Origin of the sequence: Sporosarcina sp. OR05, assembly GCF_041414805.1 — a bacterium.
GTDB lineage: Bacteria > Bacillota > Bacilli > Bacillales_A > Planococcaceae > Sporosarcina > Sporosarcina saromensis.
This window is the reverse complement of sequence record NZ_JANKJL010000006.1, coordinates 37191-51931: the sequence shown is the minus strand read 5'-3', so window position 1 is coordinate 51931 and position 14741 is coordinate 37191. Positions and strand designations below refer to the sequence as shown.

Here is a 14741-nt window from a genome sequence, read left to right as displayed (position 1 = left end):
TGGATAGAAGTTATTCATCAAAAAGGAGTAGTATTCGTTATGTTAAATCTAGATTCTCTATTAAATGTCGTTGGAGAATTGTTTGCAGATGAAATTTCAATTGTCGTGTCGAACACGAAGGAATATATGTATTACCGTCCGAGCAAGCGGATAGATTTGAAAATTAAACCAGGTGACCCTGTAAAAGAAGGTACGATTGCGCACAAAGCGTTGTCGGAAGGGCAGAAAGTATCCGAATTTATTCACCGTGATGTATTTGGGGTACCTTATCACGGCATGGCGGTTCCGTTTCATGACGATGGGGTACTCGTTGGTTGTGTCGTTGCCATTTACCCTGCATATACGGAAGGGAAGTCGGTCGTCACCGTAAAAACAATGGACGGATGGATACCGATTCCGTTCTCCGAAGTGAAATACATGGAAGTCCGAGATCGCAAAACAGTTGTTGTGTCTGATCGTATAACTGGTACCCATAAAAATTCGTTACAAAACTTCGAGTTTGTTTTGCCACATGAGCAATTCATTCGATGTCATCGGTCGTTCATTGTAAACGTCAATCATATTTCGGCAATTTACCCAGATACGCATTCGACGTTCATGCTATCAATGAACGACGGGACGAAAATTCCAGTTAGTCAGTCCTACTCGAGCTACTTTCGAAAGTTGTTAGGTTTTTAGTGATCAAAAATCTTCTGCTTTAACCGTTGCATGAACCATTCCAATCAAGGATATTCTGTTGTATTCAAGAAACCCCCTTTCATGCCGCTGGATGCGATACGATTATCTAAAAGTTATGAAAAGGGGTAGTTGTTGAATGGGTACAGATATGAATCGCATCAGGATTGAAAAGCTAAGAGATGTCGTCGTGTCTCCTGAAGAGGCTGCGTCTTGGATTAAAGACGGTATGACGCTAGGTCTAAGTGGTTTCACACGTGCTGGCGACCCGAAAGCGGTTCCAATGGCGCTCGTGAAACGTGCAGAAACTGAGAAATTCAAAGTGAATGTATTTACTGGCGCTTCATTAGGCTCAGATATCGATAAACTGTTTGCGGAAGCTGGAATCATCAATAAGCGATTGCCGTTCCAGGCAGAAAAAGCGATGCGTAACGAGATTAATAACGGCGGTCTCCTGTTCGTCGATCATCATTTATCACATACAGCTGAATGGATTCGTACGGGTGTAACGGCCTCGATTGACTTTGCGATTTTGGAAGCGGTTTCAGTTACAGAGGATGGTATGATCATTCCTTCAACGTCTGTCGGGAACTCTTACTCGTTTGCGAAGCACGCAAAAAACATCATTATTGAAATAAATACCGCACATACGACGCAATGGGAAGGGGTGCACGACCTGTACGACCCGGGCGTACAAGGTGAACGGAATCCGATCCCGCTCACAAAAGTGGATGATCGTATTGGAACAATTGGTATCCCAATCGATATCGCTAAAGTAAAGGGGATCGTATTTACGCACCAACAAGATTCTGCCTCTACCATTACACAACCTGATCATGACACGGAAGTGATGGCCGAGCATTTACTGTCCTTCCTACGCTCAGAAGTGGAAGTAGGGAGATTAACGAATCATTTGGCGCCTCTTCAATCAGGCATTGGCTCGCAAGCGAATGCTGTACTTCACGGTTTATTGAATTCGGAATTCGAAGACCTCGAAGTGTATTCGGAAGTGTTGCAAGACGCCGTTTTTGACTTAATTGACGCAGGGAAAATCCGATCCGCGTCTTGTGCATCGATTACATTGTCGCAGGAGAAAATGGAAAAGGTGTTCAATAACTTAGACCGGTATCGCGATAAATTAATTATGCGACCACAAGAAATTTCCAACCATCCGGAAATTATCCGTCGTCTCGGTTTAATTTCAATTAATACAGCGTTGGAACTCGATATTTATGGCAATGTCAATTCGACACATGTGACGGGTACAAAAATGATGAACGGCATTGGCGGTTCAGGTGACTTCGCTAGAAATGCCCGCCTAGCAATTTTCGTAACGAAATCGATTGCCAAAAACGGTGATATTTCCAGTGTCGTTCCTTTTGTCTCACACGTAGACCATACCGAGCATGATGTCGACGTTATCGTCACGGAACATGGCTATGCAGACTTACGAGGACTTGCGCCAAGGGAACGCGTCGGACTCATCATCGGTAACTGTGCACACCCGATGTACCGTGAACAGTTATGGGCCTACTACCATGAAGCATTGGAGAGAGGCGGGCACACGCCACACGTTCTTGAAAAAGCGTTCGCATGGCACACAAACCTCCAACAACACGGCACAATGCTTCAAAAAGTAGAAACTCGATAAAAGTACAAGGAATTCCGGAAAACCGGAAAAATGGGGACAGGCACCTGCTCAATTCCGCTAATTCGGAATTGTGTCGGTGCCTGTCCTTTTTACATGAGTTTTTCGATGAAAAGGGTAGCGATGCCGAAATAGATGAGTAGGGATAGGATGTCATTAATCGTCGTAATGAGGGGGCCTGATGCGACGGCCGGGTCGACGTTGAATCGGTTTAGGATTAACGGAATGATTGTACCGGCGAGTGTGCCGATGATTAATGTTGCGATAAGTGATGCGCCGACGACGAGTCCGAGTATGAAGCTGCCTTGCCAAATGTAAGCGATGATGGAAATAACGGCACCGCAAATAATACCGAGCATGATGCCGACGAGTAGCTCCCGGAGTATGAGCTTGACGGTCTTTTTCGTTGTCAGCTCCTCTTTCACAAGCCCGCGTACGACGACGGCGAGGGATTGGGTGCCGGTATTGCCTGTCATTCCTGCAATCATTGGCATGAAAAAGGCAAGTGCGACGACTGCTTCAAGTGTCGCTTCGAATTTTGCGATGATACTGCCGGAAACAAGTCCGATAAAGAGCAGTAGCACAAGCCATGGTAATCGTTTATAAGTAGCGACGAAAGGTTTTGTATGGAAGTCGATTTCCTTCCCTGAAGCGAAAAGCATTTCAATGTCCTCGTTTGCTTCGCGCATGACAATGTCAAGTACGTCGTCAGCAGTGATGATACCGACAAGAATCCCCTCATCGTTGACGACAGGGACGGATAGAAAATCGTGACTCCCAATCATTTTTGCAACTTCACTCTGTTTCGTTAATTCGTGGACTTTATATATATCCGTTGTCATTACATCGGCAATCGAACAGGGCAAATCGCATAACAGCAAATCGCGGTACGAAGCAACGCCAATCAAACGCTTCTGATCATCAATGACATAGACATAATTCAAGAAATCGGCGTATTTCTTGAAATGCTTCAACTTGGCAATCGTCTTTTCTACTGAATAGGACTGGTGAACCCAAACGTATTGGTCAATCATTGCCCGTCCTGCGGATTTCTTCGGATACTTCATCTTTTTCCGGATTGCTTTCTTTCCTTCAACCCTCATTTCAGCGATTAACCGCTCCACTTCCTTTTCAGGCAAGTCCGTTAGTAACAATGCCACATCATCACTTTTCATAACATCCAACAGTTCCGTAGCGCGCAAAGGGCCGATGATTTTTAATACTTCAAGTTGCGCAGTTTTTGATAAGTTTTCAAGCAGTGCAACGAGTTCATCGATGTGCAACCATTCTAAAAACAGGGGCTTGCGCTTTTTCGGGAGCGCTCTGTAATGCATGGCTATCTCATAAGGGGAAAGCTCCAGAATGATTTTTTTGAACGTTTCAGGTTGTCCTTCTTTTACTGTATGAATGATTGCTCGTAAAATTTGTTCTTCGCTTTTTACACGTACCATAAGGATAAAAGTCACCGCCTTTTACATACATATCAAGAATTTCACATACAATTAACAACTTGCTTTCTCCTTATTCCCTAGATTCCTAGATACAAACGAAATAAGATTCTTTTAGAAAAATTATGTTTATTGAAGAAAAAGCAGGGTAAGTGAGTTAGTGAGCCAAAAAAAAGTTGGGGTGAAAGCCGGCTGGGAAAGGGAGTTTGTTAGATGGGAAAATTGAAAACGCTATTATTCTTATTAATGGCAACGATGCTCGTGTTGGCAGCATGTGGGGAGGACAAGAATAATGCTGCAGGTGACAATGAATACGGGCTTGTGAAGAAAGGGAAATTGACTTACGCGGCAAGTGGGGTATATAAGCCGTTCAACTTTGAAGAGAATGGTGAATTGACGGGGTTTGACATGGAAATCGGGGCGGCAATTGCTGAAAAGATGGGGCTTGAACCGAATCCGGTGACCAACCCATTCGAAACGATTCTTCAAGGACTCGTGGCTAATAAATATGACGCGATTATCGGGTCGATGGCTTATACGAAGGAACGTGCCAAACAAGCGGCATTTACGGAACCCTACTACTATTCAGGCGGCATGATCTGGGTCGCGAAAGATAACAATGATATCAAATCACCAGAGGATTTGAAGGGTAAGAAAATTGGCGTAGTCTCTCAATCTACGTATGAAGAACCTGCAAAGACGTTATCCGATGACATCCAATATTACGCAAGTGATGTTGTCGCGTTGCAAGATTTGACGATTGAAAACCGTTTAGATGCGGTCATTACAGCAGATATCGTTGGTTTTGAGGCAATCGACAATGGATTTGAAATTAAGGAAGTTGGAAATCCGCTGTGGGTAGAACAACCATCGATTGCGGTGAAGAAGGATAACGAAAAGCTCCGTGACGCGATTGACAAAGCTCTTCAAGAAATTATCGATGACGGAACTTATGATGAAATATCGAAAAAATGGTTCGATCGCAATCTATTGGACATCGATTTGGAAGATGCGGAGTTGTTGGAATGAGTGCGGATTCTGGTAGAGGAAGAGGGAATGCCGAGTGCCTGACATATTTGTAAGATTAACTGATGTATTTATGAGTACGTATGAAGGTTTCTTAAAAGCGGTACTCGTTACGTTGGAAGTTACAGCTGTTGCGGTTGTGTTGGGTACACTGTTTGGGATCGTCTTTGGGTTAATGAAGATTTCGAAGTCTAAAATCTTGCAGACGATTGCCAATTTGTATATTACGATAATCCGTGGTACGCCGCTGATTGTGCAGATCATGTTTTTGTATTTCGGAATCACATCAATTGTCGTTCTGTCGAATTTCTGGGCGGGAGCAATTGCGCTAGGGGTTCATAATGGTGCGTACATTGCCGAGATTTTCAGAGGTGCCATTCAAGGCATCGACCGCGGGCAACGTGAAGCGAGTCTTGCACTTGGTATGAATCGGACACAAGCGATGCGACGGATCATTTTTCCGCAAGCGTTGCGTCGCGCAATTCCACCGCTCGGAAACCAATTCATCATTACATTGAAAGATTCGTCGTTAGTGTATTTGATCGGGGTTTCCGAACTGTTCGGACGGGCTAACAGGGCTGCCGCTTCTAATTTCATGCAGTTTGAGACATTCCTTGTTGTCGGTATGTACTATCTTGTCCTCGTCCTCATTTTCACATGGCTATTGCGATTGTACGAGAACAAGTTGAATGTGGATGGATCGTAATGGGGAGGAATTCAGATGATTAAAACGACGGATTTGCATAAGTCTTTTGATAGATTGGAAGTGTTGAAGGGAATCGATGTGGACATTCAACGAGGAGAAGTGGTCGTCCTCGTTGGGGTCAGCGGTTCCGGGAAAAGTACGTTGCTCCGCTGCTTGAATTTCCTTGAAGTGGCGGAAACAGGGACGATCACGATTGACGGCCGTGCAATTGATAGGAAGAAGGATGATTTGTCAAAAGTGCGTGCAGAAGTCGGGATGGTATTCCAGCATTTTAATTTGTTCCCGCATAAGACGGTGCTGGAGAATATTATGGAGGCGCCGTTAATTGTGAAAAATGAAAGTAAGACGAAAGCGAAGCAGCTGGCGCTTGAGTTATTGGAGAAAGTCGGGCTGTCCGATAAGGCAAATGTCTATCCGAGCAAATTATCCGGCGGACAGAAGCAACGTGTCGCCATCGCACGGGCACTCGCGATGGAGCCGAAAGCTCTTCTTTTTGATGAACCGACGTCCGCACTCGATCCAGAATTGGTCGGGGAAGTGCTTCAGGTAATGAAAGACCTTGCAGACGAAGGCATGACAATGGTCGTCGTGACGCATGAGATGAAATTTGCCAAAGAAGTCGCTGACCGGATTATTATGCTCGATGAAGGGCGAATCATTGAGGATGCCGATCCGGATACGTTCTTTAATCGTTCCACAAATGAACGAACGAAACAGTTTTTAGAGATGGTGGATGTGTAATTAGATAGAATTACAAAAGCAGCTTCCTTTTTTTAAGAGGGGAGGCTGCTTTTTCATTCATAAAAATTCGTTATAGTTTCTTCGTGAGTAACGTATTCGCATCACAATGACTCTATTATCTTTTTCAATAACAGTATAAAAGATGCTATAGTTTCCCACTACTAGCCTCCTGTAGCCTTTTAGTTGAAGTAATTCATCTTTCATAAGACTGTAGGCGTATGGAAAATCTTGTAGGCCCAGTATTGAATTTTCAATTCTATTAAGCAAATCAATCGCTGCTTTATTTGCAACGAGTTCACTGGAGATATAATATTAAATAGCGTCTAAATCAGCAGTAGCTTTCTTTGTGATTTGTACATCATAGCGCATGCTTATTTCTCAACTTGGAGAATACATTTTCCGCGCTTTGTAGAGGCTCTCCGTTTTGCACTTCTATCTCGGCCTCTAAAAGTTTTTGATGTATGTCAATCCGATTAAGTTGCTGTTCATACGTATCCATGCTCATGATGACTAAATCACCATATCCGTTTTTTGTAATGAATACAGGTTCTTGAATGGAGTGACATAGTTCAGAAATTTCCGTTGTATTTCGTAAGTCTTTAATGGGTCTAATTTCAGGCATAGGTTCCCATCCTTTCTTGTGGTATTGTGACATAATTATAGCATATATATGTACGTCATTATGAATTGTTCGGTGATAAAAGTAACAAACCAGCTTCCTATTCCATGAAAGGATGCTACTTTTCAATTAATAACGCCGCCAGTGAAGTATTCATAATTATTACTTACACCCATGAAATGCTCTTCCCATGTACCCAATCAGGCACTGAACTTGGTTTGCAGATGGAATCCAAAAATAGGAAACCGCATGCAAACGAGTGAGAAAAACACTCTTTGCATGCGGTCTATACGTTTTGCTATCGTAGTTCGTTTTTTTACAACTTAAATTGACGCACCAAACTGTTAAGCTCCTCAGATAGTTTAGCGAGTTCAGCTGAACTGTTTGCTACTTCTTCCATTGAGCTTGCAGATTGTTGAACAGAAGCGGAAGTTTGTTCCACGCCAGCGGCGGATTCTTCAGAAACCGCAGCGATTTCGTCTATGGTTGTATTAATAACAGTTGTGCTTCCGACGATTTCATTCAAGTTGTGACCGACCGACTTAATGTTGGCGTCCATCTCAGAAACGGCTGTACGGATTTGATTGAACGTCTCTTCTGTCGACTTAATCTGTTCTGTACCTTGTTCAACTTCTTTATAGCCCTCGGCAAGTCCGCTCGATACGCTTCTTGTTTCACCTTGAATGCGATCAACAATACTGGAAATGTCGGTAACCGAGTGGGAGACTTGCTCCGCTAAACTTCGTACTTCATCCGCAACGACTGCGAATCCACGTCCGTGTTCACCAGCTCTTGCTGCCTCGATGGCTGCATTCAATGCTAGCAAGTTCGTTTGCGCTGCAATGTCATTGATGACGGTCACTAATTTAGTGATTTCTTGTGATTGGACATCTAATCCTTCTACCTTTTGTACGGATTCTTGAACGAGTTGATTGATTTTCGCCATTTGGGTTGCGGATGAAGCCATTTTTTCTGCACCATCAGTTGTCATATGGATGACGTCAGTGGAATACTTCTGAACGGCAATACCGTTCTCGTTAGTTTCTGTCACTTTCGCTGCAAATGTGTCCATGATGGAAACAAGATTACTCGTACTCGTTGCCTGTGTTTCCGTTCCTGTAGCGAGCTCTTGCATCGTCATCGCAATTTGATTGGAACCGGCTTTCACTTCGTTAGATGACTGCGTCAATTCTTCACTATGTGCCAACACGGTGTTAGACACTTCATGAATTCGATTGAGAATTGTATGCATTTTTACTTGCATATCATTTGTGGCTTGGACAAGTTGCCCCACTTCATCTTCTGACTTGGTAACGAGAAGTTCTTGGCTAATGTCACCATTCGCAATTAACTTCATTCGATCAGCGACGAAGTTAATCGGTTTGGAAATGACACGTGCTGTTAGCAGGGCAATTAGAATAGAAATAATGGTAACGAAACAAGAGAATATTACACCATTGCGTATTGCCGCTGACCCTTCAGAAATGATTTGGTCACTCTTTTTTTTCATTGTTTCATGGCTAGTATTGGACAGTTTTTCAAAACCAGTTTGTATTTCTTTGCTTTCATTACTCAGTGCAATTGAGTTCTGTATGGCTAGTTGTTTTTTTCCTTTGTCATACATATCAAAGACATCTGTTTTAATGCTGTTGCGCCAAGCTTCTGTTCGCTTAATCAATGCCTCGAATTCTTCATTTGAATCAATACTTCGAATCGTCTCCACATGGTCCAGTGCAATAGCGGTATAGTCCTCGAAAACGCCTTTGAGGGGAGTGCTTCCGGATAATAAATAGCCCCTCACTGCACCAAGTCGTATTGGAAATGAAGCCGATACTTTATCGTATGCGGTTAATAGCTGCAATTCCTCGTTCACCATTTGCTCAATCTCTTTATTTACTTCTTTATTCGTATAGTAAATGAAAGAGCTATAAAATGCAGTGAAGATAATGGAAACTGCAAAGCCCATTAGAATTTTCTTTCGAATGCTGTCTAATCTTATAAACTTCTTCAAGTTGCACACCTCTTCTAGTTGATTAGTAGCAATTATACCTTATGAACTAGTTAGTAAGAAGTGGTCTATAGTCGTAATTTTAAAACTAAACAACTGTTTTGGGGAAAGAGATATGAAACTAAAGGTTTATATGATGGAGGTTTACGCAGAATCTCTTATGTTTTTATTTTGCACGTCATTAACATACGCGTGCCTTAAGAACATGTTATCTGAACGATAGCTTTCTTTTCATAGATGTAGCCACTAATAGAGCTAATACTTCATTCCCTAAAACAATATTGACCATAAACGCAAAAAAGCCCTTCCAAACATAGGTGGGAAAGGGCTTTGCAATCATACAAGAGTAATGTTCGAGAACTGAGTTGCACGATGCGCGCCTTTAAAATCTAATTTTTTACATGCTTTCATACGTGGATCACGTGTAAGCAATCCTGCTAATGTCAATTTCCCCGGAAATCAGTTTCTACAGTAAGTAGAGCCGTACGTTACCGCTTCGGTTCATAATCAAGCATTTGGAACATTTCTTGTCGTTCTTGAGTGGTTAAGTCACGCCATTGACCGACAGGCAAATTGCCCAAGTGAATATTCATAATGCGCGTACGTTGCAAGCGTCTGACGTTGTAGCCGAGAGCCGAGCACATGCGGCGGATTTGGCGATTTAAGCCTTGTGTTAGTGTGATGTTAAATTTGCGCGGCCCTAATTGTTTTACTTTGCATGGTTTTGTTCTGGTATCTAAGATTTCTACGCCGGCTTCCATCTGTTGAATGAATTCCTTTGTAAGTGGACGGTCGACAGTGACGATATATTCTTTTTCATGACCGTGTTCCTCGCGCAAGATTTCATTCACAATGTCGCCGTCATTAGTGAGAAGCAATAGTCCGTCAGAATCTTTGTCGAGACGGCCGATATGGAAGATGCGAAGTGGGTGATTGACAAAATCGACGACGTTTCCTTCGATATGGCGCTCCGTCGTGCTGGTGATGCCAACGGGTTTGTTGAGCACGATATAGACGAGTTGCTCTTCGGTTTTGACGAGCTTGCCATCCACATGCACGGTGTCTCCCTGTTCCACTCGGCTGCCGAGTTCTGCGGGTTGACCATTAATTGTCACACGTCCGTCTTCGATCCATTTATCGGCACCACGTCTTGACACGATACCGGCTTCGCTTAAGTATTTATTAATTCGCATAGATTGTCACCTTTTTCAAGATTCATTTTCTATATTGTACCGCTTGCAGAGGGGTTATACAAAGTCGGGGCATTGCATATCTTATTGGGTGGTTGACAAGTGACTGCGTGAATAGTAGAATAAATACAACTTTTTTGTTCGGGATAGGTAGAGGTGCCGGGAGCGGTGCCGCCTAAGAACAGATGAGCCGAGTTGAGAAGAGCATAGCTGAGAAAATTGTTGAATAAGAGGAGTAGCATCGGATACGCGTATTTAGAGAGTCAGTGGGTGGTGCAAACTGATTCGCGGCCGATGTGAATGGACTTATGAGAGCTGCTTGGAAATTTCTGTTTCCAGGTGGACGCTGTTCCCGCGTTACGGGAAGCGTCTTTTTTAGACGCGCCGAGTGGAAGCTTATTTTCGTATGGCTTCAAATTGAGGTGGCAACGCGGGACTCCGGTCTTCGTCCTCTGCAATTGGACTAATCTGTCCAACTGCAGAGGACTTTTTTGCGTTTAGAGCAACGGCAGAGTCGCCGCGATTGCATTGGGGAATTGTGTGTGAATTGTGTGGGGGACTGGCACCGATAACGTGGGTGGAAGGACCTAAAATGGTCATTAGAATTGTAAAAGTGATTGATAGAACGAGAAAAGTGATCGATAGACTCCCGGAAATGATTGATAGAACCTGGGAAATGATCGATAGCAGTCGTTTTCGAGTGCGAAGCCCTGCTGTGATGGGGGCTGACACCAAAAATAAGAGAAGAGGAGAGATGAGGATGGAGCAGATGAGTTTGAGAGTGAAGAGGCGGAAGGTTGAGGGGGATTCGTTGACGCCGGTGTTGATTTTTAGGCGGTTGAAGGGGCGTTGCCGGTTTTTGTTGGAGAGTTCTTCGCAGCATGAGGGGGCGGGGCGTTATTCGTTTATTGGGGTTGATCCCGTGAAGGCGTATCGTGGTTCGGCTGTGAAGCTCGAGGAGGTTGTGTATGCGACGGGGAGGACGTATACGCATGAAGGGGATTTGTATACGATGCTCAAACGGTTGATGCCGCGGATTGCGGAAGAGGGTGACTATCCATTTACGGGCGGGGCTGTTGGTTATGTCGGGTATGGCGCGGCACAAGAGGTGGATGCAGTTCGTGGGGAGTTGCCGGATGTAAATTTCAATGTTTACGACACGGTCATCATCTTTGATCATTTGTTAAATGAGGTGACGTTGCTGCATACGGAAATTCATGCCGAATATGGCCGGACGGATTTAGAAGCGCTCGAGAAATTGATTACGACGGGCGACGTAGAGGAAGAAAGAGGGGTTTCCGTGTCGGATTATCAGTGCACCCTGTCTCAACAGCAATTTGAGGATCGCGTCCGTCAAGTGCAAGCATATATCGCTGCGGGAACGGTTGAGCAAGTCGTATTGTCGCGCAAGTTGGAAGCGGATATCGAAGGGGATCCATTCGCGCTCTATCGTAAGTTGCGAAAGCAAAATCCTTCGCCATATATGTATTACATGGAATTTGACGATCATGTCGTCATCGGCGCATCGCCCGAAAGTCTTGTGAAGGTGACGAATGATCAAGTGGTGACGAACCCGATTGCAGGGACCCGGAGGCGTGGACGGACAACAGAGGAAGATATTGCACTTGAAGAGGAGTTACGGAACGATTCGAAAGAGTTGTCCGAGCATGACATGTTAGTCGCAGTCAGTGAAAAGGAATTGCAGACAATTTGTGATCCTGCGACTGTCAACGTATCCAACTACTTGCAAACGGTCCGGTATGAACATGTCATGCACCTCGTGTCGGAAGTGGAGGGCACATTAGCACCTGGGCGTCACGCACTCGATGCCCTGAAGGCGACATTGCCGGCAGGAACGGTGACAGGTTCGCCGAAAAAGCTTGCGATGAATATTATTTCACAATTGGAAGAGGAACCGCGTGGCATTTACGGAGGGGCTATCGGCTACATTGGTTTAAACGGCAATATTGATTTTGCGCTGACAATTCGGACGATGCTCGTCAAAGACAAGAAAGCGTTTGTGCAAGCTGGAGCAGGTATCGTAGAAGCGTCAATTCCTTCATTGGAGTATAAAGAAACCGTGAATAAAGCCCGTTCGCTGTTGGAAGTAGTGAAATGAACAAAGGGAACACAATTGATATATGGACAGGTCGATGACAGTCCTTTAATCGAAAATCTGCATGAAAATTAATAAAGAAAAGTCTTAAAGAAATGATGAGTCCAGTTTAGAAAAGCAGAGGAGAGATGAGTGTGAAAAAGTATATAGAAATAGTAAATGAAGGTCGAAACTTACTATACGGCGAGATGATAGAAGCGGCGCAACAACTATTTAGTGGAGAAGCAACTGATGAGGATATGACCCGCTTTCTTGTAGGATTAGCGAACAAAGGAGAAACGGCATCGGAAGTGGCGGCACTTGCGACGGTCATGACGTCTCATGCATTGCCAGTTGACGTGCCGCAAGCGCGGTATTTGGACAATTGTGGAACGGGAGGCGACGGTTCGAACTCATTTAACATTAGTACAACAGCAGCGTTCGTTCTAGCGGGTGCTGGCGTAAAAGTCGCGAAGCATGGCAACCGTAAGATTTCCAGTGCGGCGGGCAGTCATGATGTGCTCGATGCGTTAGGCATTCACGCGCGTTTTAACACAACAGAGATGGCGGACTTGCTTGAAGCGGAAGGAATTACGTTTTTATTTGCCCCGGTTGTCCACCCGAAGATGAAACGGATCGGTGAAATTCGAAGACGAATTGGCAAGCCAACGATTTTTAATCTCGTCGGCCCGCTGACAAATCCGGTTTCGCTACCGACACAATTCACAGGCATTAACCGACCAGACTTCATAATGGATTATGCATCCGTGCTGCGCATGCTTGGCAGGGAACGAGCAATTGTCGTGTCAGGTGCAGGTGGGATGGATGAAGCTTCACTTGCCGGGCAAAATTCGTTTGTCCTGTTGGATAAAGGCGATTTAATTCCTTTTTCTTTAACCGCAGAGGAGGTTGGGTTGAAATACGCACATCTTTCTGCGATTCGCGGAGGAACCGCTGATGAAAATGCAGCGATGATCCGTTCCATATTAAATGGGGAACGCGGTCCGCGATTTGACACAGTCGTATTGAACGCAGGTTTAGGTCTTTTTGCAAATGGTTTAACCGACACAATCCGTGAAGGGGTGGACGTAGCGACAGATAGTATTGTCAGTGGCCATGCACGACGGAAACTGGAAGTAGTCGTTGCATATAGCGAACAAATCGGACGGGAGGTGTCCGTGTGATGACGATATTAGACGAAATATTGAGCGTGAAGCGGCTTGAGGTGAAGCAATTGTTGATGAATGAACAGGATGTTTCCTGTGAAACAATTTTGAAGAGACCCTCCCTCTTTAACGCATTAAAAGACGCAAAAAAACTTCAAGTTATTGCAGAAATTAAACGCGCTTCCCCGTCGAAAGGTCTCATAGCGGAAGGGGCGAATCCGATAGCACAAGCGAAGTTGTATGAAGAGGCAGGTGCTGCTTGTATTTCAGTACTCACCGATTCAACGTTCTTTAAAGGTTCTATGAACGACCTGGCTGCAGTTGCTGAAACGGTTAGACTACCACTGCTTTGCAAAGATTTTATTATTCATGAAGTACAAATCGATCGAGCAATTCAAGCAGGCGCATCAGTCGTTTTGCTCATTGTCGCTGCACTTGACGATGTGACGTTACAACGTCTCCACCGTTATGCGGCAGAACGTGGACTCGATGTGTTAGTCGAAGTACATGATGTGCAGGAGTTGCAACGAGCGCTTGCGATAGACGCAAAAATTATTGGCGTTAATAACCGTGATTTGCGGACATTTGAAGTAGATTTAGCAAGGACGGAAGAAGTGGCAAAACAGTTCCCGTTCGATGAAGATCGGGTGTTCATTAGTGAGAGTGGCATCTTTAACGAGGAAGATGCGAGACGCGTGGCAACAGCAGGTGCGTGTGCAGTTCTAGTGGGTGAATCGTTAATGCGCAGTGTGTCTGTTCAAACATCCATCCAGTCGTTGCAAGTACCGAAAGTAGGTGTGCTGTCATGACGAAAGTGAAAATTTGCGGATTGATGGAAACTGAACATGTTGAAGCGGCGGTTGAAGCGGGTGTGGATGCGGTCGGATTCGTGTTTGCACCGAGCAGACGCCGTGTCGCGATTGCGCAAGCAAAAGAACTGGCAAGATCGGTCCCTGAACATGTGTTGAAAATCGGTGTTTTTGTGAATGCGACCGCGGAAGAGTTGGCGTTTGCGTATCGAGAGGTTCCTTTGGATGTTGTGCAATATCACGGGGAAGAATCTGCCGAATTTATCCAACGTGTGGGACTTCCTTCTATTAAAGTAGTAGCAGTGCGTGGTGCTGATGATGTGATGGATGTGAGGGAAGCTAAAACGGATTTTGTGTTGGTGGATGCGCCGGGTATAGAGTTCAAAGGCGGTAGCGGTAAGGTGTTTGACTGGAGCTTGTTGAAAGGTGAGTTACCGAAGGAACGGATGATTGTGGCGGGCGGTTTACATGCGGGCAATGTCCGGGATGCAATTCGGCAAGTGCGCCCTTTCATGGTGGACGTGTCAAGTGGAGTGGAGAAGGACGGACGAAAAGATGCATCTTTGATACGCGAGTTTATTCGTGAAGTGAAAGAGGAGGAGAGTTGAGG

General features: G+C 44.7%; 14 protein-coding genes, 1 pseudogene and 1 other annotated feature. Of the genes and pseudogenes, 9 read left to right on the top strand and 6 right to left on the bottom strand.

Translation table 11 applies throughout. The features are described 5' to 3' along the window. The first annotated feature begins 39 nt into the window (after positions 1-39). Both NRI27_RS10815 and NRI27_RS10810 read left to right on the top strand, forming a co-directional pair. Positions 40-678, top strand: coding sequence for a LytTR family DNA-binding domain-containing protein (locus NRI27_RS10815; protein ID WP_371390696.1), 639 nt, complete (start codon positions 40-42; stop codon positions 676-678). Positions 679-814: 136 nt separating this feature from the next. After that, a complete protein-coding gene (locus tag NRI27_RS10810; protein WP_371390695.1) occupies positions 815-2326 on the top strand; it encodes a succinyl-CoA:acetate CoA-transferase ScpC in 1512 nt (503 codons plus the stop codon). 89 nt (positions 2327-2415) lie between these two features. Here the strand turns inward: NRI27_RS10810 and mgtE are convergent, their stop codons facing one another. Continuing rightward, on the bottom strand, positions 2416-3774 hold the full coding sequence (gene mgtE, locus NRI27_RS10805) for a magnesium transporter (RefSeq protein ID WP_371390694.1): 1359 nt from the start codon (positions 3772-3774) through the stop codon (positions 2416-2418). A gap of 210 nt (positions 3775-3984) precedes the next feature. On the opposite strand from mgtE, the gene NRI27_RS10800 reads away from it, so the two are divergent. From NRI27_RS10800 to NRI27_RS10790, 3 genes are all read left to right on the top strand, one after another. Further along, positions 3985-4800, top strand: a complete 816-nt coding sequence (locus tag NRI27_RS10800) for a transporter substrate-binding domain-containing protein (protein ID WP_371390693.1) — start codon at positions 3985-3987, stop codon at positions 4798-4800. 70 nt (positions 4801-4870) lie between these two features. Then, on the top strand, positions 4871-5503 hold the full coding sequence (locus tag NRI27_RS10795) for an amino acid ABC transporter permease (protein WP_371390784.1): 633 nt from the start codon (positions 4871-4873) through the stop codon (positions 5501-5503). A 15-nt stretch (positions 5504-5518) separates the two neighbouring features. Beyond that, positions 5519-6244 carry an amino acid ABC transporter ATP-binding protein gene (locus NRI27_RS10790; protein ID WP_371390692.1) on the top strand — a complete coding sequence of 242 codons (726 nt, stop codon included), beginning with the start codon at positions 5519-5521 and terminating at the stop codon, positions 6242-6244. A 57-nt stretch (positions 6245-6301) separates the two neighbouring features. Here the strand turns inward: NRI27_RS10790 and NRI27_RS10785 are convergent, their stop codons facing one another. From NRI27_RS10785 to rluF, 5 genes and pseudogenes are all read right to left on the bottom strand, one after another. Then, positions 6302-6550 carry a type II toxin-antitoxin system RelE/ParE family toxin gene (locus NRI27_RS10785; RefSeq protein ID WP_371390783.1) on the bottom strand — a complete coding sequence of 83 codons (249 nt, stop codon included), beginning with the start codon at positions 6548-6550 and terminating at the stop codon, positions 6302-6304. A 52-nt stretch (positions 6551-6602) separates the two neighbouring features. Then, positions 6603-6866, bottom strand: coding sequence for a type II toxin-antitoxin system Phd/YefM family antitoxin (locus NRI27_RS10780; protein WP_371390691.1), 264 nt, complete (start codon positions 6864-6866; stop codon positions 6603-6605). 313 nt (positions 6867-7179) lie between these two features. After that, on the bottom strand, positions 7180-8874 hold the full coding sequence (locus NRI27_RS10775) for a methyl-accepting chemotaxis protein (protein ID WP_371390690.1): 1695 nt from the start codon (positions 8872-8874) through the stop codon (positions 7180-7182). 333 nt (positions 8875-9207) lie between these two features. Next, positions 9208-9330 (bottom strand): annotated as a pseudogene (gene rpsI / locus NRI27_RS10770) (30S ribosomal protein S9); the annotation flags it as partial. 29 nt (positions 9331-9359) lie between these two features. Next, entirely contained in the window at positions 9360-10064 is a 705-nt protein-coding gene (gene rluF / locus NRI27_RS10765; RefSeq protein ID WP_371390689.1) for a 23S rRNA pseudouridine(2604) synthase RluF, read from the bottom strand. Between the two features lie 210 nt (positions 10065-10274). Then, positions 10275-10517, top strand: a binding site (T-box leader). A gap of 136 nt (positions 10518-10653) precedes the next feature. Here rluF and NRI27_RS10760 point away from each other — a divergent pair. The 4 genes from NRI27_RS10760 to NRI27_RS10745 all read left to right on the top strand — a co-directional run bounded on the left by NRI27_RS10760 (position 10654) and on the right by NRI27_RS10745 (position 14739). Next, positions 10654-12180 carry an anthranilate synthase component I family protein gene (locus tag NRI27_RS10760; protein ID WP_371390688.1) on the top strand — a complete coding sequence of 509 codons (1527 nt, stop codon included), beginning with the start codon at positions 10654-10656 and terminating at the stop codon, positions 12178-12180. A gap of 125 nt (positions 12181-12305) precedes the next feature. Continuing rightward, positions 12306-13340, top strand: coding sequence for an anthranilate phosphoribosyltransferase (gene trpD / locus NRI27_RS10755; protein ID WP_371390687.1), 1035 nt, complete (start codon positions 12306-12308; stop codon positions 13338-13340). Then, positions 13340-14131, top strand: a complete 792-nt coding sequence (gene trpC, locus NRI27_RS10750; protein ID WP_371390782.1) for an indole-3-glycerol phosphate synthase TrpC — start codon at positions 13340-13342, stop codon at positions 14129-14131. Before trpD ends, trpC begins: the two co-directional genes overlap by 1 nt. Beyond that, entirely contained in the window at positions 14128-14739 is a 612-nt protein-coding gene (locus NRI27_RS10745) for a phosphoribosylanthranilate isomerase (RefSeq protein ID WP_371390686.1), read from the top strand. The genes trpC and NRI27_RS10745 overlap by 4 nt, the downstream gene beginning before the upstream one ends. Positions 14740-14741 lie beyond the last annotated feature (2 nt).

Coding starts and splice junctions, on each gene's coding strand:
- NRI27_RS10815 (WP_371390696.1), top strand. CDS start 40: ATGTTAAATCTAGATTCTCTATTAAATGTCGTTGGAGAATTGTTTGCA.
- NRI27_RS10810 (WP_371390695.1), top strand. CDS start 815: ATGGGTACAGATATGAATCGCATCAGGATTGAAAAGCTAAGAGATGTC.
- mgtE (WP_371390694.1), bottom strand. CDS start 3,774: ATGGTACGTGTAAAAAGCGAAGAACAAATTTTACGAGCAATCATTCAT.
- NRI27_RS10800 (WP_371390693.1), top strand. CDS start 3,985: ATGGGAAAATTGAAAACGCTATTATTCTTATTAATGGCAACGATGCTC.
- NRI27_RS10795 (WP_371390784.1), top strand. CDS start 4,871: ATGAGTACGTATGAAGGTTTCTTAAAAGCGGTACTCGTTACGTTGGAA.
- NRI27_RS10790 (WP_371390692.1), top strand. CDS start 5,519: ATGATTAAAACGACGGATTTGCATAAGTCTTTTGATAGATTGGAAGTG.
- NRI27_RS10780 (WP_371390691.1), bottom strand. CDS start 6,866: ATGCCTGAAATTAGACCCATTAAAGACTTACGAAATACAACGGAAATT.
- rluF (WP_371390689.1), bottom strand. CDS start 10,064: ATGCGAATTAATAAATACTTAAGCGAAGCCGGTATCGTGTCAAGACGT.
- NRI27_RS10760 (WP_371390688.1), top strand. CDS start 10,654: ATGGTCATTAGAATTGTAAAAGTGATTGATAGAACGAGAAAAGTGATC.
- trpD (WP_371390687.1), top strand. CDS start 12,306: ATGAGTGTGAAAAAGTATATAGAAATAGTAAATGAAGGTCGAAACTTA.
- trpC (WP_371390782.1), top strand. CDS start 13,340: ATGACGATATTAGACGAAATATTGAGCGTGAAGCGGCTTGAGGTGAAG.
- NRI27_RS10745 (WP_371390686.1), top strand. CDS start 14,128: ATGACGAAAGTGAAAATTTGCGGATTGATGGAAACTGAACATGTTGAA.